This window comes from Trichococcus shcherbakoviae, assembly GCF_963666195.1.
Lineage (GTDB): Bacteria > Bacillota > Bacilli > Lactobacillales > Aerococcaceae > Trichococcus > Trichococcus shcherbakoviae.
This window is the reverse complement of the sequence record NZ_OY762653.1, coordinates 760,854-779,177: the sequence shown is the minus strand read 5'-3', so window position 1 is coordinate 779,177 and position 18,324 is coordinate 760,854. Positions and strand designations below refer to the sequence as shown.

Below are 18,324 nucleotides of genomic sequence, written 5' to 3'. Positions count from 1 at the left end.
CTTATGAGCCTGATGCATCCACGCATTACTGATGAAAAAAAATAAGTAAAAATGCACGAATTATCTTGACCCGAAGGCGTCTATGCCTTAAGCTATGACTTAATGAGAATGGTTCTCAATTAGTGTCGGGAAATTACTATTGCTGAAAGAATGGAGGGGACGATTTTGACGAATGTAAGGGACTTGCCGATCGGCGTAAGCGCGATTGTGAACAAGATAACAGGACAAGGCGCTACCCGCAGAAGATTGATGGATATGGGCATCACGAAAGGCACTGCCATTTATGTCAGAAAAGTCGCTCCATTGGGCGATCCGATCCAAGTGATGGTGCGCGGATATGAATTATCGATACGCAAAAAAGATGCTGAGATGATCGAAGTTACGTTCGAGGAGGGAAAATGATGGGGAAAACCATAGCGCTGGTCGGAAATCCCAACAGCGGGAAAACGACTCTATTCAACCATTTGACAGGTTCCACCCAACGCGTCGGCAACTGGCCAGGGGTTACCGTCGAACAGAAGGCCGGCACGCTACTGCATGACGGCAAAACGCAGGTCATCGATCTGCCGGGCATCTATTCGCTTTCCCCTTACACAATCGAGGAAATCGTCACGCGCGATTATCTTACGCTGGATGCACCGGATCTGATCATCAATATCGTCGATGCCTCCAATCTGGAGCGAAATCTCTACCTGACTACCCAATTGATGGAATTGCATCTGCCGATTGTCGTTGTTCTCAATATGATGGACATCGTCGAGAAAAGGGGCGATCAACTGGACGTCGCCGGTTTGTCGCGCGCATTCGGATTGCCGTTCGTAACGATTTCGGCACTGAAGGAAAGCGGATTGGAAGAGTTGTTCAAGGCCATCGCTGAACCTATATCAGTAGCAGAACCGATTACATACAGTATCGTTGTGGAAAGCATCCTTGATACGATCGAAGAAATTCTTGCGCCATTGGTTCCGAAAAAATTACGTTGCTACTACAGCATCAAGCTTTTCGAAAGGGACAGACAAACTGCCGGAAAACTTGCGATTCCCGAAGAAGGCCAAGCTGTCATGGAAGGTCTGCTCAGCCGTTATGAAAAGGAATTGGACGACGACTCCGAAGCAATCCTGATTAACGAACGCTATAAATTTGTGACGAAAATTACGCGCCAAGTGCTCGTGAAAAATAGCGAAAAAGCCTCCTTCTCAGTCGTGATTGATCATATCGTAACGAACCGCTGGCTTGGGTTGCCGGTTTTCGTCCTGATCATGTATGCGGTCTACTACTTCGCCATCACAACTGTGGGGACGTGGGGGACTGACTGGGTAAACGATGTGTTGTTCGGAAGCATCGTTCCTGAGGCTGTGCAAACGTTCTTCGACAGCATCGACATCCATCCAGCAGTCAGCAGTCTCGTAGTCGATGGTGCCATCGGAGGAGTAGGCGCAGTTCTTGGCTTCCTGCCGCAGATGGCCGCCTTGTTCCTCTGCTTGACATTGCTGGAGGACAGTGGCTATATGGCCCGCGTCGCTTTCGTGATGGATAGGGTATTCCGCGGCTTCGGTCTGTCGGGTAAATCGTTCATTCCCTTGCTGATCGGTTCCGGTTGCTCGGTTCCGGGCATCCAGGCTTCCCGCACGATCGAAAATCTACAGGACCGCCGTATGACGATTCTGACCACTTCCTTCATCCCATGCGGTGCGAAACTGCCGGTCATCGCCCTGATTGCGAATGCCATTTTCGGCGGCGCATCCTGGGTGGCCTTGTCGATGTACCTGTTGGGGATTGCGACTGTCATCTTTTCCGGTGTGCTGTTGCGTAAGACAGCCATCTTTTCCGGGGAAGCATCGCCATTCGTCATGGAGTTGCCGATGTATCACTGGCCGCAATGGAAAAGCATTTTCCGCGCGGTTGGAGCCCGCTGCATGGCATTCGTAAAAAATGCCGGGACCGTCATTTTTTTGAGTTCGAGTTTGATCTGGTTCCTTTCTTCCTTCAACTGGCAAATGCAGATGACGGTTGAAGGCGACCAAAGCATCCTGGCTCAGATCGGCGGTGCGGTTGCTGTTTTCTTCGCGCCATTGGGCTTCGGATCTTGGCAAGCGACAGTGGCGACCATCCAAGGTTTGATAGCGAAGGAAAATGTTGTCGGCACATTTGGTGTGCTGATGAACACAACAGGTTCGGAAGCGGAGGTAGCTGCCGCATTCAGCACACTGTTCAACCCGGTCAGCGCCGTATCGTTCCTTGTGTTCAATATGATTTGCATGCCGTGTTTCGCGGCTGTCGGAGCGATGCGCACCGAATTCGGCAGCGCTAAATGGACGCTTTTCGGCGTCTTGTATCAAACTACTTTGGCTTATGTCTTGGCCTTCATCATCAATCAGCTCGGAGCTGTCCTCGTGTTGGGCACGCCTTTCGGGGCGGGAGCCAGCATAGCGGCCGCAGCAGCGGCGATATTGGTGTTCTTGGTCGTCAGACCCGCGCCTAAAAAAGCTTCGCCGATCTGGGGAAGCTTGGCGAAACCGATGGTCAAATAGGAAGAGGAGGAATAACCTATGAATGTTCAATCTTGGATCGTTTTGTTGTTGTTTATGACCTTGATGGGGTACATCTTATTCCGTCAAATCCGTTTGATTGCGAGCGGCAGAAAAAAATGCAATGCTTGCACCGTAACAGTTTGCCCGATGAATGATCCTACTCCGGTAGAAGCTGAGGCCGACTGTATCGCTGGGACCGCACTGATGGTCCATCTCGGTGTTGTGCAAGAAAGCGCGTCGGCAGAAAAGCACTGCCCGACCTCCCAAATCATCAAATAATAAAAATGAACACCAAAAAAAGTCGGTGACTCAATCAAAAACGATTGAGTCACCGACTTTTTATCTGGAGAAAAGAGTGGAATCTCCGGTGAAAAGAACAAACAGACTTCACTCGGAAAGGTTGCGTTTTTCCCCTGTCAAATCGCGGATTGACTGAGCCTCCTGCACATATTCCAGAACACCCAGATAGGCGCCGTCTTCATCCCGGAGCGCGCAATAATTCACGACTATGAACTTTCCGCTTTCCTCATACCACATGGTTTCCTGGTCTTTCTTTCCGGATTTCAGATCCGAGACCAATTGCTTCATGAGCGCAACGCTTTTTGGCGGATGGCAGTTTTCGACTTGCCTTCCCAACGCGGATTTCGTGCGCATGAAAATCTTTTCTCCCGGCCCGTCATTGTAATATTTCACGATCCCATCCGCATCGATGAAGGTGAGCTCCAAGGGTAATCGGTTCAACATCTTTTCCAGCTCTTTCACCGTTAGGAAGCCGGTCCCGAAGGCGATGTTGCCTTCCGGAATGGAACCCATTGCTTCTCCAGTTTCAAAAGCGGCGCGTTCAGGCAGCCATTGCGATTCCGGGTGGACGATGCAATAGCCGATTTCATTTGATTCAGCCGCAATCTTCAGCCAATCATCTTCAGTGAAAGAATCGGATACCATCGGCAAGAGGATATCTTCCTCTTTAATGAACATTTCCTTCATTTCCTGCTGCAGTGTTTCGAAAGTCACTTTGAGGTTGTCAAGCTGCCCGCCTTCCACCATCTGTTTCAATTTCTTGTACAGTCCCCGGATTTCGTCGTCCACCCCCCACATAACTTTCGGTGGGGCAGTCATGCCGTAGCGCTCCATGATCGGGAAAATGGCGTACTCTTTGCGCGCATAATGCTTGTCGAAGCCCCAGAGGATATCCAGTTGCTTGAGCAGTCCGGTTTTCAGAGCTGAATCATGCTCAACCAGATAACTTTCCAAAAGGCGCGCAATCCGGTCGAGCGTCGCTTCGATGGCCACGTTTTCTTCCTTCAGCACCCGGATCGGATGCCCCGGTTTCTCGCTATCCGGAGAGGGGGCTTGTCCATAAGTCACTGCATCGGCAAATAAATCGGCGTGGATCGAGCAAAGACGCTGGATTTCCTCGACTGCGATGCCTTGTTCGATCAGTCTCCGTTCCATCATCGAAATTTCCAGAGCGCTGACCGTCGCGAAATGTTCCTTGAATTCCTTCTTGATCTGTTCGTAGTCATCACCTGCATGAAGGCGAAGAATCAGATCCTTCAAAATTGCTTGGCGGTGCTCCAATACTTCTTCGCGGGTGCTTTTTTTGACGTCTTCTTCCATTGTGATCCCCTCGCTTGATAATAATCTTCCCGAAGCAGAAGGCATTTGAACTGGGCGGCTAAAAACAGTGTGAATATACATAAGGAATTATTCCACTTGATAATCCTATTTTAGTGCGATTACTGACGGAGGACAAACGTTACGACCAATAAGTTAGGGATTTTTTTGAGAAATATATTTAAGGATAAAGGAAAGAAAGTCAAGGCCGGCGTGCTATAATATCCCATATTGTCCTATGAGTTTTGCAGTGGGGTAACGGTTTTAGAAGGAGCAAACGGAATCATAATCGGAAAGGGAGTACCAATTAGATGAATTATTGCATGGAATGCGGAACAGAACTGGAAGCGAAACATCTGGAAAATGAAGGGAATATCCCTTATTGCAACAGTTGCGAGGGATATCGATTCCCTGTGTTCAACACGGCTGTCAGCATGGTCATCTTGAACAAGGAACAGGATAAAATTTTGTTGATCAAGCAGTACGGTGGGGCAGATTATATTCTCTGTGCGGGATACGTCAATAAGGGCGAAGATGCGGAGCAAGCTGCAACCCGTGAAATCGCCGAGGAGCTTGGACTTAAAACGGTCGGCTTGCGCTACAACAAAAGCGAGTATTTTGAAAAAAATAACACCTTGATGCTGAATTTTTCCTGTATCGTCGCGAGCGAGGGCCTTAATGGCATGACGGATGAAGTGGATCAGGCGGAATGGTTTTCCATCGAAGCTGCGCGGGCCAACATCAAAAAAGGCAGTTTGGCTCAGCGCTTCCTGGAAAACTATTTGGGGAAAAGCCATGGGTTGGAGCCACTTATTGCTTTGAAGAATTCCTAAGCAGTATAGTTCAGGTATTAATTGGGTATGCACAAAAAAAGTTTCGGTTTTGAACTTCAAAACCGAAACTTTTTTGTTGTGCAGGTAAGCCTAAACTTGATGAGACCTGTAAGTGTGCCAATCAAGGTTTTAAGCTTATCTGATTTGAAAATTATTCAGTTACTTTTTCAGCTTCTTCGGTTGGAGCTTCTTCCTCTGCAACCTCTTCGGCTACTGGAGCAGAAAGGACAACAACTGCCTCTTCTGGATCCGTAAGGACTGTAATGTCGGCATCGACTTTGATATCAGCAACTGTTAAAGTATCACCGATGGTCATTTCATTCACAGCGATTTGGAATTCAGTAGGGACATTGGTAGCTTCCGTTTCGATTTCCAATTCGTTCAATGTTTGAGTCAAGACACCTTCTTTGACGTCCTCACTACCGACCAAGTGAATCGGAACAGTCATCGTCAATTTTTGACCTTTTGTGATTACTTGCAATTCGACGTTTTGGATCTCGTTCTTAAGGGCAGCCTGTTGGATGTCCTTAAGGATGACTTGCATCGTTTTTCCATCGGATATGCTGACTTCAAAGATTGCATTTTTACCTAATTGCTTAAGCACTTCGTCAAAATCTTTTGCATCAAGTAATACTGGAGTTGCTTCAACATCTTTACCATAGATGACTGCAGTGAGTTTCTTGTCCAATCGTGCACGCTTCGCTGCAGATGAGCCAACTTTTTCGCGTTTCTCTACTTGTAATTTCATATGTTCTCCTCCTGGAAGTATACCTGTACTGGCTTGGATTTGAGCTGGCTATAAAAAATATTAACGTCAGCAAATAGATAGTACCTCCATACCTTACCGCAACTCAGGGCAGATAGCTAATGATAAGCCTTTTGTTGGCTATGGTTTCGAGATTATAATGAGAGGTTTATCCGCTAAAATTCGTTGCTGTATAGCGAAAGCTTGGGGTCCGAAAAAATATTCCGAATGACCAAGCTTTCGGCATGTGGTTTTGTTTTATTGTGCATATAAGTAAGTCATCACTGCCGAGCCGATTCCCTCGAACACTGGGGTCGCGTCATCGGTCGCGTTCAGCCAACCATCCGTCAAGACGGCTACGATGTAATTCTGACCGTCCATCGACAGGATCCCAGCATCGTGGGATACGTCAGTCAACAAGCCGGTTTTATGCGCAAAGGTTACTTCATCGGTAAGGCCAATGTTCAATGCATAGACGAGCTGCTGATCGCCCAAGAGTCCTAGAAAGTATTCGGTGCTGGATTCTGAAAGCAATTCGCCATCCAACAAACGTTCCAACAAGAAAGCGACTTCTGCTGGCGTTGTTTCCAAGTCTCCGTTGTAATAGACACCGTCGGATTCCAGATAAGGGTTAAAACTCGTTGAAACGAAGCCCTGATCATGGATGAAGCTTTCGATGTTGTCCCATCCGATCAGATAGGCGAGTTCCTTAGCCGTTTCATTGTCTGAAACGGTGATGGTGCTGGTCAGGTAATCGTCAATGGTCGCGCCGTCAGCCATCTGGTCTTCCAACGAGAGTGTGCCGGCATCGACTTGGGTGAGGATGGCATACGTCAAAAACAGTTTGTAGAGGCTCGCGCTAGTGAAGACGCGGGATTCATTGGTCGTAATTGCTTCTCCGGTCTGCTCATTGATGAGGACAAAGCCAAGCTGGTCAGGGTAGGCAGCATTCAGTTCATCCAAATCCGCCGCCAAATCCTCTCCGGCTGTCGTCATGATCGTGCTGCTCTGGAGAAGCGCATTTGCTTCAGCCACACTGTTTTCATCCGCTTCCTGCATTTCATCAACCGCGTACGCGACATCCGTCGTCAAGGTCTGGGCTGATGCGGAACTTTCCCCTTCTTGGGATTTCGCTAAGTCCCACAATAGGAACTTGACGCAGCCCACAAGGAACAAAGTAGACAGGAAAAGTGCATATTTTTTCTTTAGTTTTTTTCTTTTTTTCATAGCAGTTACCTCTTCTGGGGCTAATTTTTGCCAATGGCCGGAAAGAGGGTATGGTTAGACTCTTTTCCGGGTTGCTCGGCTAGGAAAGATATTTTATTGATGTGCGTTTATTTCACGGACGCACCGGATACGGGCATTGAGTTGCCACCCATGCCGCCCATTTGGCCGCTGGTTGCTTCAGTTGTGGCGCTGACATCAACGGTGGATGAACCGCCGCTGAAGGACGTATCTTCGTAGATACCAGTTGCGGATTCGCCGGAAACTGTTCCGCCGGTTGTGATTGTGTAAGCAGATCCGTTGACCAGGCCAGGACTGGAGAATACAAGCGACTGAGCCGTTGTGGAAGCCTCGAAGGTCATGATCACTTCTCCGTCCGGTCCAGTGATTTGGATGGCTTCATCCGCAACCAATGGGATAGAGGATGTGAACAGGAAGCTTTGTGCTGAGGTCGAAGAAGGGCTCATCGCCATTCCGGAGCTGCCGACACCAATAAGCGTACCGCCGTTCATGTTGAACGTGCTGTCGTAATCCAACGTACCGTTCATGCTGTCGGTCGGGCCGTTGACGATTACGGTGCCATCGTTCATCTCGATGCTTCCGTTACTGTCGAGTCCATCGCCGCTCGCGTTTACCACAAGCGTTCCGCCGTTGATGGTCAAGAGTCCTGCTCCTTCTGCAGTAGAGGTGAACGTGTTTTCACCAGGGCGTCCGCTGACGGCTGACGCATCATTTCCGCCGGCTGTGTTTACACCGTCATCCGTTGATGTCAAAGTGATGTCTCCGCCATTCAGCGTGATTTCGGTTGCTTCGATACCTTCATAACTTTGATTGATGTTAATGGTTCCGTCATCGATTGTCAAGGTGTTATCGGCATGGATACCATCATCACCAGAAGCAATCGTGAAGTCTCCGCCCGTTATTTGGATCGCATCATTGGTATGGATGGAGTCATCGGATGTGTCCAATACGAAGGTGCCGCCGGAGATCGCTAATGAGCCTGTCGCTTTCAAACCTTTGGCGCTAGTTGTTTCCTCGGTGGTAGTTGTGGCTGCTGCTTCAGAAGGTGCTGCCCATGTTCCCCAAGCCTCGCTCGCTGTACTGCTGTTCGCGCTACCGCCGCCGGTTGTGATCGTAAAGTCGCCACCAAGTATCTGCAGATCGGTTGCGGCTTGGATGCCGTCAGAGGCTGCCGTGATCGCGAAAGTGCCTGATTCAATAGTCAAGGTTCCTTTGCTTTCTTCTTCCTCGTTTGTGGACTGCAGTCCGTCGCCGCCCGCATCGATCGTGAAGGTACCCGAGCTGATGAAGAGCGAATCGCTGCCTTTGATGGCGTCGCCGACAGAAGTGATCTCATAGGTTCCTTCTGCGATGGTCACGTCATCTTTACCTTTGATGGCATGAGCATAATTGGCATCGATGCCCAAAGTTCCCGTTCCGTTCAGGATAAGATCGGATTTGCTGAATAGGGTAGCATCCGGCTCATCCTCACTGTCTTCGAAGGTGTACGTTTCTCCGTCGCTTAAAGTATTGGTCGTTCCTTCAGCCAAAGTGATGGTCGCGGAGTTGGCGCTTTTCACGTAGATGGCGGCTCCGGTGGAATTCGTGATAGTAGCCCCGTCGAGAACGATCTGGACATCGGCTTCATCGACTGTTTCGACACGGACCTGGCCTTCGCTCAGGGTTCCGCTGAGGATATACGTGCCGGGTTGCGTGATGGTCAGGATCGAACCGTCAGCAGCAGCTCCGGATCCGTCGACTGTGATGGTTTGGTCGGAAAAAGTGATGGCTGTTGCGTTGCTTGCTGAATAACTGGAGTCTGATGCAAGAGTGGATTCAACGGTAGCCTCAGTGGTCGAACCGTCGCTTGATGCTGTTGTGGTGCTCGCTTCAGTGGAGCAAGCGGTCAATAAGGCAAGGGTGCCTGTCAGTGCGAGCATTTGAGTTAGAGGTTTATTCTTTAGATTCATTATAGTACTTTTCATGGGGTAGTTCTCCTGTCTGTTATGGTTTTTTAGTTAATGTTAGGTCGTGTTTCTTAGCCTGCTTGGTTGCCGTTATAGCTGACCAAAGTGGCGTTCTGGACGCCTTCGATAGCGCTCAATTCATTCATGAAGCTTGTTTCGTTGTTCTTGACTTTTACTTCATAGATCAATTCCGGTTGACCGTCCGTGATGCTCTTGGATTTTACGATGATTTTTCCAAAACGGTTTTTGATGATTTCGGTCGCCTGCAATTCAGCATTCTCATTCTCCAGCTGCAGCATCAAAATGTAAGGGGCCGAAGAATCGACCTTTCCTGTCAGAACGAGCAGGATGACCGTGATGAATGCAGATCCGAGGAAAGCCAGAGAATACAATCCAGCTCCCAGGATGATGCCGACGCTGATCGACCAGAAAAGGAAGACCAGGTCAAGCGGCTCCTTGATGGCGGTACGGAAGCGGACGATGGAAAGGGCACCGACCATCCCTAGGGAAAGGACAACGTTGGAGGTTACTGCCAGAATGACGAAAGTGGTCAGGACCGACAATAGGACCAACGACGTATTGAAGGGTTTCGAATACATGACGCCGGCGTAGGTTTTTTTATAGATGAAGAAGATGAACAGGCCGATGAAGAGCGCCGATAGCAGGGAAACTGAAGCCGCCGCGATGGAAAAATCGGCTGTTTCCTCCAAAAAACTGTTTTTAATGATATCTGTGAATGTTGTCATTTCAATATTCCTCCTGGATATTTTCTTATATTTGGTTTAGGTGTCTTCCAATTACGTATTTTGAATGCGAGGTGCTGTTTGTTTCTTCTGTCTGCACCAGACTTTGGATCCATCCAGGCAGATAATTGTCGAATTTGACTTCCAGTACGCAGTCGATCCCGGGCTCCCTTATTCCGATACGGCCTTCGTGGAAGAAAGAGGATACTTGTGTGCTGGCGTGCATATCAAAATCCAATGTGATGCGCGTGTTCCCGGGGCCATAGGCGAAAGCTTCCCGTTCATAAGTGATGATCACTTTTGGTTCCATGCATTGGCTTTTGCACTTTGCATAAAACTCTCGGAGCAATGGGTGACTGGCATCAGCAAGGCAGTCATATTTTTTTTGGATAAGTTGGTCGGCCATTTCTTTCGTGATGCAGGCGCTCTGTTTATAACCGACTGCTCCGTCCTTGACTTTTTTCTCCAGGCGGATAAAGGAAGCGTCATTGTTGTAATAACGGATCCGGAACTTCTCGCGGTAACTGCGGCCATCCTCTTTGTCCCAATAAGCATCATCATAAATCGTATCAAAATAGAGACTCCTGATGCTGTAACTGTTGCCTACTGAATTCTCATCATGTTTCAGGACCTTTCTCAGCCGACTTGTGAGGATGACTTTGTTCTTTTGGGAAATTTCGTGTTTGAATTCGTTTCGGTAGCATATTTCGCTCATAACGCTCGACCTCGTTTCTTGTTTCTCTTGATGTCCTTATTCTATGCCGATCTGGGAAACAATTCTCCGTAAACAGGGCAGAGAGTTGTTGCAAAAATGGAGCAAATTGAGCGGAAAGATGCGTAAAGTTGATAGAGCACCGCATCCCAATGCAAAAAAAGGACCGAAACGCTGGCCTATGGGGGCGGTCAGTGTTTCGGTCCTTATTCTCAGATTCTATTTATTAGATTTGTTTTGTTGCGGCAGGATGATTGTGAAAGTTGTTCCTTTTGCGGAAGACATGACTTCTATGCGTCCGCCGTAAGTCTGCACGATCGATTGCACGATGGAGAGCCCGATGCCGTGCACGCCTTTATTACCTTTGTAGAAGCGATCGAAAATATGCGGCAGGTCTGTCTTGGAAATCGGTTCGCCATCATTGTAGATGGTGATCATGATCCGGTTATCTATCTCCTTGCAGCCCAAACGGATGATGCCTTTTGCGTAACGCAGGGCGTTGGAGATGAGATTCTGGAAGGCCCGTTCAAAGTCTCGCTCATCGTAATGGAACAGGACAGGATCCTTCTGGAAGTCGAACAGCACTTGCAGATTTTTTTGATTGCTGACGCTGGCGTAGCGTTCAGCGGTATAGCCCAATGTTTCACGGATATCGTTGGTGGCGGTCAACCGATCCGATGAACGGGTCTCCAGTCGCGACAGATAGAGGATATCCTCAACAAGAGTGCCGAGTTTGTCGGTCTCGTTTTTGATCGCGATGGCGCCTTTTTTGTCATCGATGATGCCGATTTCGATGCCTTCCGCGTTTGTCTTGATGATCTGCAACGGTGTCCGCAATTCATGCGAAGCGTTCTGGAAGAACGTGCGCTGATCGGCGTCGTACAGCTTGAGTTTTTTGGTGGTCTCGTTCATGGTCGTCTTCAGCTCATGGAGCTCCAGATCGATGAATTCCTCATCGATCGTCTGATAGTTTCCTTCACCGATCTCTTTCGCGAACAAGGCCAGCGTCTGCAAAGGTTTCGTGATCCTTGAAACGAGCAGGTAGGTGATGGTTGCGATGGTCACCAGCCCAATCAGCATGATGATCAAAAGGATCTGATTCAGGTTCTGCTCGAAGACGAACAGATCGGACATGTTCAGGAAGAATACCGCATAGGTCCCGTCCTCCTCGGCGTTGGGAGCGATGGAATAGTAGTAGAGATTATCCTCCAATTCCAAATTCCCATCGGCTGTCAATGCCAGCGTGATGTCGGAACTTTCCAATCCGGAAACGAAATTCGTCAACGAATCATCTTCACTGAATCCGGTGTCCTGGATCTGTGGGAACAGTATTTCGAAATCTTCGGAAATGATCGTTTTTTGGACGCTGGATGAGAAGGCCGTATGCGGTTCAGGATTTTTTTCCCGGGGTTCATCCACAATGCTCCCATCTGATGAAGCGGGTTCCGGTTCCAACTTTTTGTCCTCATCGAAGGGACGCTCGATGTAATTTTGTCTCGCTTCGGCAAGCAATGAGTCAGCTGTCGTTTCGATGTACTGGGTAAAGAAAAAATTGAACACCAGATAAATGAAGGCAAAGACGGCCGCCAATAATAAAGTGATGGTCGTCAGAAGCCGGATCTTCAAACTTTTTTTTGATGTCTTCATCTTCATCCTGCAGACGACTCCTTCACGGTGAAGCCGAATCCCCAAACGGTCTCGATCTCGACTGTGGAACCGGCCAGTTTTTTGCGCAGCCTTCTGACTGTATCATCGCAGGCCCGCGTCTCGATGTCCTTGCCGTAGCCCCAGATCGAGTCCAAAAGTTCGTCCCTTGAAACGGCACGGTTTTTGTTTTCTATAAGATAAACGAACACATTGTATTCATTCGGTGTCAGGTTGAGGGAGACACCATTTTGTTTGACGGACATGGCGGCCAGATCGATTTCGATATCGCCGATCCGCAGCGTCGCTTCTTCCTGACGGGAAGGCATGCGTTCCTGATCCATCTTGATGCGGCGCAGCATCGCTTTCACGCGCATATTCAAGGCGATGGCACTGAAAGGCTTCGTGAAGTAATCATCACTGCCAAGGTTGATGCCCGTCGCATAATCCATATCGCTGTCTTTTGCAGTCAGAATGATGATCGGAACCGAACTGACGTCGCGGATTTTTTTTGTGATCTCGAAGCCGCTCGATCCCGGCATCATCACATCCAGGATGACCAGGTCCGGTTGTTTGTTCAGGAAAGCATCGTAGAGCAGATCGCCGTTCGGAAAGTCGGAGACCACATAGCCCTCGCTCTCCAAAAATGTCTTCACCGTCAAACGGATGCCATCTTCATCTTCTGCGATATATATTTCTTCATTCATAATTTAATCCACCCCATTCTTGTATCCAGTATAACCGATTTTCATTGGGAAGATTACGAAAAACTGTGGCAATCCTGCAGAAATTGGGGGCAGGCAAACACTATTTTTCCACCCCTCTGAAAATAGATAGCACATCACTGCGACAAACTGGTAAAATAGCGTATAGTCCTTCGAGAAGTCGGGCTGTGAATTTTTGATTTTTGGAGGAATAAACAAATGACCCTTACACATAGAAACGCAACTTTGGACGATGTAGAAGATATCGTCGCCATCTACAACCAGACGATTCCTAGCCGGATGGTGACGGCCGATTTGGAACCGGTGACCGTCAAACAAAAAATGGGCTGGTTCCTGGACCATTCGCCGAGCTACAGACCGATCTGGGTTTTTGAAGAGGATGGGAAAATCTGCGCTTGGGTGAGCTTTCAGGCTTTCCACGAGCGCGCCGCTTACGACAAGACAGCAGAATTGAGCATCTATATCCATGAAGACTACCGCGGTAAAAAAATGGGCACGCAGATCATGGAAACAGTGTTGGCTGCCTGCGACGAGTTGGACATCACCAATCTGGTCTGCCTCATCTTCGGCCACAATGCACCAAGCATCGGGCTGATGAAAAAATTTGGCTTCGAACAATGGGGATATTTACCGAGAGTAGCCGAGCTTGACGGCATCGAACGCGACCTCGTCTACATGGGCAAAAGAGTGCGCGACTGACCCTTGAAGCGGCATCGTAGGGGATGAATATCCGGTGCCGATTCCGTTTTGCAGGGTACAGAAACACGCATTAATTATCTATCGTAAGCGACAATGTTGACTGCCGCTTATGATAAGTCTGTTAATATATTGTTAACATTGCGTTATTTTTATTGCATTCTCCATCCTTCCAGTATAATTAGTAAGTAAGTTTTAGAAATTATTTTATAAGGGATGGATGGAGTATGTGGTTTTTATTTGCGATAGTTTCCGTTTTGGCCTGGGGCACCGCGGATTTGTTTTATAAAAAGGGGAGCGATCCGAAAGATAAATACAGTTATCTGAAGATCGTCATCATGGTCGGTGCGGTCATGGGGATCCATGCGGTCTACGTCATGCTGACTTCGGGAGTGGTCTACGATCCGAGCAACATGATCACGTACCTGCCGGTTTCGGCGTTGTACATCTTATCGATGGCGGTCGGCTACGCCGGTCTGCGGTTTCTGGAATTATCGATCTCTTCACCTGTACAGAACTCGTCCGGCGCGATATCGGGCTTGCTGACTTTTATTTTCTTGGGCCAATCCATGACGGGCCTCCAGTTTTTTGCGGTAGGCTTGATCACATTCGGCGTCATCTTGCTGTCGGTATTCGAGCAACGTTTTGCTGAGGCAGAAAAGAAAGAGAACAAGGAAATGGTGGATCGTAAATACAAATACGGCGCGATCGCTTTGTTGTTCCCTCTAGGATATGCATTGATCGATTCCCTAGGGACTTTCGCGGATGCGTGGGTCTTCGACAGAGGGATGGACGAAATGCAGGCGAACATTTCTTATGAAATGACTTGGCTGATTGTAGCGGTTGTGGCTTGGATTTATCTAGTCTTGATCAAGAAGGAAACCTTTGCTTTGCGCGATCAAAAAGACCGCGGCTTGGCAGCCATCTTTGAAACATTGGGGCAGTTCTTCTATGTTTTTGCGATCAGCGCAAATGCAGTTATCGTTGCGCCGCTGATTTCTTCCTATAGTATGGTGTCCGTCATCCTTTCGTGGATCTTCTTGAAGGAAAAACTGACTGCAAAACAATACGCAGTCATTGCGATGATCATGGTAGGGATCTTTATCTTAGGCTTCGAATAGTTTTATGCGGAAAAGCGGCTGAATGCCGCTTTTTTGCGTTGTGCCGGAGTTGGCGAGCCTTCAACATTGTTTCTTTTTGTGGATTCCGCTGAAATAGAGGATAATGACAGTGAAAGAACGCGAAGGAAGGGAATGCATATGGAAACGCCTGAACAAGCAGAAAAAGGCAAGGGACTGTTTGGACTCAGTCTGGCTGGAGGCGGCCTGAAGTCCTTTGCACAGCTTGCCGTCCTTCATGATCTGGAAAAGCATCACGTCAAAATCGATGCCGTCGCAGGCACTTCGATGGGGGCGGTCATAGCGGCTTTGGTGGCCAGCGGGCTTACGGCATCCGAGATCGAGGAAACCTTATTGGAAGAGGAACGGGAATTTGCGGATCGCGGCGTTTTCAGCCGGCCCGCCTATCTGCTCTTTCAGCATGTACGGGAACACAATAATGGCTTCGTTGAATTGCAGAATCTACAACAGATGGCCTGTCAATTATTTGAAAAAATCGGCTGCCGAATGCTTTCCGACTGCCGGTTGCCTATCGCGATCACAACTGTTGATATCCATACAAGCGAATTGATTGTTTTCACCAACAAACCCGAGTTTTTCACGAGCCCGACTGGAGATTGGCTCATCTACCCGCAGGATATCGAATTGGGAGTGGCCGTAGCTGCGTCCTGTGCGTTTCCGATGGTCTTTTCTACTGCGGAAATCGACGGGAGACAGTTGGTTGATGGCGGGGTGATGATGAATTTGCCCATCCCTCTTTTTGACCGTTCGCTCTTCAGTGTGCTGATGTCCGTGTCGATGATCTATGACGCGGTCGACCGGCAACTGGAATCCCCGTTCAATGTCGCGATCCAAAGTTTGGATATCCTGATCCGGCAGATGGATCGCCAATTGACGAAACAGGCGGATATACAAGTGAACTTCGCGATTGAACCGCAGTTGGTATTCAAAGTGGGTGCCGGTCCGGATGTCATCGCCATCGCCAATGAGATGCTGCAGAATAATCCAATCGACTACAGCATGTTGGAAAACACAACAGGGCAGGGATAAGCAAGGGTACCCAAACCACACCAAAAAAACGCACAATCAGCAGATTGTGCGTTTTCGAATATAACGATTAGTCTTCGGGCCAAACTTCTTTGGCGATTTCCACAACGTGGTGTACTTTAGCCCATTGTTCTTCTTCCGTCAGCAAGTTGCCTTCTTCGGTGGAGGCGAATCCGCATTGCGGGCTCAACGCTAATTGATCCAAAGGAACATATTTGCTGGCCTCTTTGATGCGGGCTTTGATTTCTTCTTTGTCTTCCAGCTCAGCTGTCTTCGAAGTAACCAGGCCTAATACGATGCGGCCTTTGCCTTTGAAGAAGGCAAGTGGTTCGAAACCGCCGGAACGATCGGTATCATACTCCAGGAAGTAACCGTCAAAACTTGTTTGTCCGAACAGTTCTTCTGCAATCGGATCATAAGCGCCTTCCAAAGAGTGATGGGATTTGTAGTTACCGCGACAGACATGCGTCGTCAAGACAAGATCAGCCGGTTTTGCTTCGATGATGGCTTGAACATTCTCAGCAGCAACGCGTTTGGAAGCTTTGTACTCTTCCGAATCATTCGCGAAGTTGCAAAGGAAGCCCCAGTGCACATCGTCCAATTGCAGGTAACGGCAGCCCAGGTCGTAGAAAGCTTGGACAGCGTCGATGTAGGCTTGTTGCACGTCGGCTTGGTACGCTTCAACTGAAGGATAGATTTCTTCGTTGCGGTAGCCTGGATAGAAAACTTCGTTCGGGCTAGGGATCGTGAATTTCGTCACGCCTTGATCACCGACGATTTCGTTCAATGATTTGAATGCAGCCAGAAAAGGGTGGTTCGGATTGAAGGAGATTTTGCCGACGTTGCGGAAAGCATACTTGCGGACTTCAACATCCCCGAAATCATAGCCGTGTTCCGGCACATAGCCTTCAAACCCGTTCAGGTTTTCGATGAAATCGATATGCCACCAAGAGCGACGGAATTCGCCATCAGTGAAACCTTTCAAACCATTTTCCTTTTGATCTTTGACCAATTTCGTGATTTCTTCTGTTTCCACTTGGTCCAAAGCGGCTGCGTCGATTTCGCCGGCTGCAAATTTCAAACGTGCTTCCTTCAATGGTTCCGTGCGTAAAAAGCTCCCTACGTGGTCGGCTCTGAATGGTAAAGTTGTTGTTTTTTGTGCTGTTGTCATGTTATTTTCCTTCTTTCAATTTTTATTTTTTGTCAAACGATATCGTACAGTAAAAAAAATACGCCCCTGCACATTGCTGTGCAAGGACGTATGATTGCTCATCGTGATACCACCTTGGTTCAGGGTATGCTCGCGCATGCCCCCTCAGTCAGTACGCAAGACGACCGTTCTGTCTTGTTATACTGCGGCATTGTAACGTATGCGGACGTGGTTTGCTGAGGCCATAAGGCGTTCGCAAACCAATCACTCTAAGACCATTTTCTGGATGACTTTCCTGTCCTCTTCTCAGCTGCCGAGGTTCTCTGTGCATTTCCGTTATCCGTACTCTTCTTTTCACCGTGAGGTTGTTTGAATTTATATACATAATAACAACACGATTAGTAAGTGTCAAATGTTTTCTCATGGAAAATTCATTTTTTAGTAATTATTTCCGCTGCGTACTCTTCGTAGAATATTTTTTTCGTCTGGATGAAGCGTCTGAAGTCGTTCAGCAACTGGAACAGGATGGCACGATTTTCGAACTCCGCACGGGTGGCCGGCAACTCGCTTTCGCGGAATGATTGCAGCAATGAATCGATGTCCTCCATCAGATAAATCCCGGTGTTCTGCTCATGCAGCTGGGCGGCAGTCAGGAAGAACAGGCCAGCCAAAATCTTGTTTTCGCTTGTCGGCAGCGCGCATAATCCAAGGTTGGTAGCCATATATTTCAGGATGGTGACCTGCTCGCTGCGCATATCGAAGTAGCGGATATTATAGGTCGATTGGTCCAGCAACTGATTGTCGAATTCGGCATAGACGACCTGCCTGTATTTTTCCAATTGATCATCCAATTCGTCCAATAACTTGCTTTGGTTGCGGTCATCCCCCTCGCGAAGGGCGACGCTGAAACTATGCAACACTTCCTTCATCTGCGTCTCCACTTGTTCCCGAAGCAAAATGATCTGGCTCGCTTTGGAGGGCATGTACAGATTGAACAAAATAGCCACGCCGGCGCCGATCATCATCAGGGCTAGTTCGTTCAGAAGCCAAGGAAAGCTTGTCTGCTTTTCCAGCAACAGATGCGTCACTAGCACCGAACACGGCGCTATGCCGGATTGCAGATTGAAGCGGTAGGCCAACGGTACGTAAAACAGCAGGTAGACGCCGAACACGACGATGTGGAAGCCGAAGAGGCGGAACAGGATCGTCGCGATCGTCAATGCCAGCACTGTGGAGGCAATCCGCTGCAGTGCCGTCAGGACGGAAGATTTTTTGGTGTCCAGCACACTGAGGATCGCGATGACCCCGGCTGCAACGGAATAATTCAACTGGAAAAATTGCGCAATCAGAATGGCGATGACTGTCGCAAAAGCGATTTTGATGGTGCGATGGTTCAAACTCATGGGCATCCTCCTTTTTTTCTAGCATAGTTTATTTCGGCTCGTTTGACCAGTGTTTTCGGGAGCAAGAAACACGGGTCATTTTTGGGCTGGAAGTGGATTTTCTAATCAAAAAAACACTATATCTCGATTTGAAGGCATGGTATGATACTAAATGTTGTTCCGCGAACTA

At 48.4% G+C, this 18,324-nt stretch carries 17 protein-coding genes; 7 read left to right on the top strand and 10 right to left on the bottom strand.

Annotated features, from left to right (window positions below; translation table 11 throughout):
* Nucleotides 1-165: 165 nt before the first annotated feature.
* Genes ACKPBX_RS03630 through ACKPBX_RS03620 form a run of 3 tightly spaced genes read left to right on the top strand, consistent with a single transcriptional unit; the run spans nt 166 to nt 2,810 of the window.
* Nucleotides 166-402, top strand: coding sequence for a FeoA family protein (locus ACKPBX_RS03630; RefSeq protein WP_319996016.1), 237 nt, complete (start codon nt 166-168; stop codon nt 400-402).
* Entirely contained in the window at nt 402-2,531 is a 2,130-nt protein-coding gene (gene feoB, locus ACKPBX_RS03625; RefSeq protein WP_319996015.1) for a ferrous iron transport protein B, read from the top strand. The genes ACKPBX_RS03630 and feoB overlap by 1 nt, the downstream gene beginning before the upstream one ends.
* Before the next feature lie 18 nt (nt 2,532-2,549).
* Nucleotides 2,550-2,810: a hypothetical protein gene (locus ACKPBX_RS03620; protein WP_319996014.1), complete on the top strand. Its 261-nt coding sequence runs from the start codon at nt 2,550-2,552 to the stop codon at nt 2,808-2,810.
* A 108-nt stretch (nt 2,811-2,918) separates the two neighbouring features.
* Here the strand turns inward: ACKPBX_RS03620 and ACKPBX_RS03615 are convergent, their stop codons facing one another.
* Nucleotides 2,919-4,151, bottom strand: coding sequence for a DUF438 domain-containing protein (locus ACKPBX_RS03615; protein ID WP_319996013.1), 1,233 nt, complete (start codon nt 4,149-4,151; stop codon nt 2,919-2,921).
* Between the two features lie 308 nt (nt 4,152-4,459).
* Here ACKPBX_RS03615 and ACKPBX_RS03610 point away from each other — a divergent pair, with 308 nt between their 5' ends.
* Nucleotides 4,460-4,981 carry an NAD(+) diphosphatase gene (locus tag ACKPBX_RS03610; RefSeq protein ID WP_319996012.1) on the top strand — a complete coding sequence of 174 codons (522 nt, stop codon included), beginning with the start codon at nt 4,460-4,462 and terminating at the stop codon, nt 4,979-4,981.
* 151 nt (nt 4,982-5,132) lie between these two features.
* On the opposite strand, the gene ACKPBX_RS03605 is transcribed toward ACKPBX_RS03610, so the two are convergent.
* The 7 genes from ACKPBX_RS03605 to ACKPBX_RS03575 all read right to left on the bottom strand — a co-directional run bounded on the left by ACKPBX_RS03605 (nt 5,133) and on the right by ACKPBX_RS03575 (nt 12,723).
* Nucleotides 5,133-5,729: a 50S ribosomal protein L25 gene (locus tag ACKPBX_RS03605; RefSeq protein WP_086627042.1), complete on the bottom strand. Its 597-nt coding sequence runs from the start codon at nt 5,727-5,729 to the stop codon at nt 5,133-5,135.
* Nucleotides 5,730-5,984: 255 nt separating this feature from the next.
* The gene (locus ACKPBX_RS03600) at nt 5,985-6,953 is read right to left on the bottom strand and encodes a serine hydrolase (RefSeq protein WP_319996011.1); all 969 of its coding nucleotides are present in this window, start codon (nt 6,951-6,953) and stop codon (nt 5,985-5,987) included.
* Nucleotides 6,954-7,060: 107 nt separating this feature from the next.
* Complete coding sequence (locus tag ACKPBX_RS03595; RefSeq protein WP_319996010.1) at nt 7,061-8,935, bottom strand: carbohydrate-binding domain-containing protein; 1,875 nt, start codon at nt 8,933-8,935, stop codon at nt 7,061-7,063.
* Nucleotides 8,936-8,988: 53 nt separating this feature from the next.
* A complete protein-coding gene (locus tag ACKPBX_RS03590) occupies nt 8,989-9,663 on the bottom strand; it encodes a DUF4956 domain-containing protein (RefSeq protein ID WP_106448842.1) in 675 nt (224 codons plus the stop codon).
* 25 nt (nt 9,664-9,688) lie between these two features.
* Entirely contained in the window at nt 9,689-10,375 is a 687-nt protein-coding gene (locus tag ACKPBX_RS03585) for a polyphosphate polymerase domain-containing protein (protein ID WP_319996009.1), read from the bottom strand.
* A gap of 216 nt (nt 10,376-10,591) precedes the next feature.
* Nucleotides 10,592-12,025 carry a sensor histidine kinase gene (locus ACKPBX_RS03580; RefSeq protein ID WP_319996008.1) on the bottom strand — a complete coding sequence of 478 codons (1,434 nt, stop codon included), beginning with the start codon at nt 12,023-12,025 and terminating at the stop codon, nt 10,592-10,594.
* Nucleotides 12,022-12,723: a response regulator transcription factor gene (locus ACKPBX_RS03575; RefSeq protein ID WP_319996007.1), complete on the bottom strand. Its 702-nt coding sequence runs from the start codon at nt 12,721-12,723 to the stop codon at nt 12,022-12,024. Before ACKPBX_RS03575 ends, ACKPBX_RS03580 begins: the two co-directional genes overlap by 4 nt.
* Before the next feature lie 216 nt (nt 12,724-12,939).
* On the opposite strand from ACKPBX_RS03575, the gene ACKPBX_RS03570 reads away from it, so the two are divergent.
* From ACKPBX_RS03570 to ACKPBX_RS03560, 3 genes are all read left to right on the top strand, one after another.
* On the top strand, nt 12,940-13,440 hold the full coding sequence (locus ACKPBX_RS03570) for a GNAT family N-acetyltransferase (RefSeq protein ID WP_086942337.1): 501 nt from the start codon (nt 12,940-12,942) through the stop codon (nt 13,438-13,440).
* 224 nt (nt 13,441-13,664) lie between these two features.
* The gene (locus ACKPBX_RS03565) at nt 13,665-14,558 is read left to right on the top strand and encodes an EamA family transporter (RefSeq protein ID WP_319996006.1); all 894 of its coding nucleotides are present in this window, start codon (nt 13,665-13,667) and stop codon (nt 14,556-14,558) included.
* 138 nt (nt 14,559-14,696) lie between these two features.
* Nucleotides 14,697-15,605 (top strand): patatin-like phospholipase family protein, encoded by a 909-nt coding sequence (locus ACKPBX_RS03560; protein ID WP_319996005.1) that lies wholly within the window; start codon nt 14,697-14,699, stop codon nt 15,603-15,605.
* A 67-nt stretch (nt 15,606-15,672) separates the two neighbouring features.
* Here ACKPBX_RS03560 and ACKPBX_RS03555 read toward each other — a convergent pair whose 3' ends face one another.
* Both ACKPBX_RS03555 and ACKPBX_RS03550 read right to left on the bottom strand, forming a co-directional pair.
* Nucleotides 15,673-16,773, bottom strand: a complete 1,101-nt coding sequence (locus tag ACKPBX_RS03555; RefSeq protein ID WP_319996004.1) for a 5-methyltetrahydropteroyltriglutamate--homocysteine S-methyltransferase — start codon at nt 16,771-16,773, stop codon at nt 15,673-15,675.
* Between the two features lie 410 nt (nt 16,774-17,183).
* Nucleotides 17,184-18,155 (bottom strand): aromatic acid exporter family protein, encoded by a 972-nt coding sequence (locus ACKPBX_RS03550; RefSeq protein WP_319996003.1) that lies wholly within the window; start codon nt 18,153-18,155, stop codon nt 17,184-17,186.
* Between the last annotated feature and the right edge of the window lie 169 nt (nt 18,156-18,324).

Excerpts from the sequence above, each read along its gene's own strand:
- ACKPBX_RS03550 (WP_319996003.1), bottom strand. The coding sequence starts at position 18,155 with ATGAGTTTGAACCATCGCACCATCAAAATCGCTTTTGCGACAGTCATC.
- ACKPBX_RS03615 (WP_319996013.1), bottom strand. The coding sequence starts at position 4,151 with ATGGAAGAAGACGTCAAAAAAAGCACCCGCGAAGAAGTATTGGAGCAC.
- ACKPBX_RS03555 (WP_319996004.1), bottom strand. The coding sequence starts at position 16,773 with ATGACAACAGCACAAAAAACAACAACTTTACCATTCAGAGCCGACCAC.
- feoB (WP_319996015.1), top strand. The coding sequence starts at position 402 with ATGGGGAAAACCATAGCGCTGGTCGGAAATCCCAACAGCGGGAAAACG.
- ACKPBX_RS03560 (WP_319996005.1), top strand. The coding sequence starts at position 14,697 with ATGGAAACGCCTGAACAAGCAGAAAAAGGCAAGGGACTGTTTGGACTC.
- ACKPBX_RS03565 (WP_319996006.1), top strand. The coding sequence starts at position 13,665 with ATGTGGTTTTTATTTGCGATAGTTTCCGTTTTGGCCTGGGGCACCGCG.
- ACKPBX_RS03600 (WP_319996011.1), bottom strand. The coding sequence starts at position 6,953 with ATGAAAAAAAGAAAAAAACTAAAGAAAAAATATGCACTTTTCCTGTCT.
- ACKPBX_RS03605 (WP_086627042.1), bottom strand. The coding sequence starts at position 5,729 with ATGAAATTACAAGTAGAGAAACGCGAAAAAGTTGGCTCATCTGCAGCG.
- ACKPBX_RS03585 (WP_319996009.1), bottom strand. The coding sequence starts at position 10,375 with ATGAGCGAAATATGCTACCGAAACGAATTCAAACACGAAATTTCCCAA.
- ACKPBX_RS03580 (WP_319996008.1), bottom strand. The coding sequence starts at position 12,025 with ATGAAGATGAAGACATCAAAAAAAAGTTTGAAGATCCGGCTTCTGACG.
- ACKPBX_RS03570 (WP_086942337.1), top strand. The coding sequence starts at position 12,940 with ATGACCCTTACACATAGAAACGCAACTTTGGACGATGTAGAAGATATC.
- ACKPBX_RS03575 (WP_319996007.1), bottom strand. The coding sequence starts at position 12,723 with ATGAATGAAGAAATATATATCGCAGAAGATGAAGATGGCATCCGTTTG.
- ACKPBX_RS03595 (WP_319996010.1), bottom strand. The coding sequence starts at position 8,935 with ATGAAAAGTACTATAATGAATCTAAAGAATAAACCTCTAACTCAAATG.
- ACKPBX_RS03620 (WP_319996014.1), top strand. The coding sequence starts at position 2,550 with ATGAATGTTCAATCTTGGATCGTTTTGTTGTTGTTTATGACCTTGATG.
- ACKPBX_RS03590 (WP_106448842.1), bottom strand. The coding sequence starts at position 9,663 with ATGACAACATTCACAGATATCATTAAAAACAGTTTTTTGGAGGAAACA.
- ACKPBX_RS03610 (WP_319996012.1), top strand. The coding sequence starts at position 4,460 with ATGAATTATTGCATGGAATGCGGAACAGAACTGGAAGCGAAACATCTG.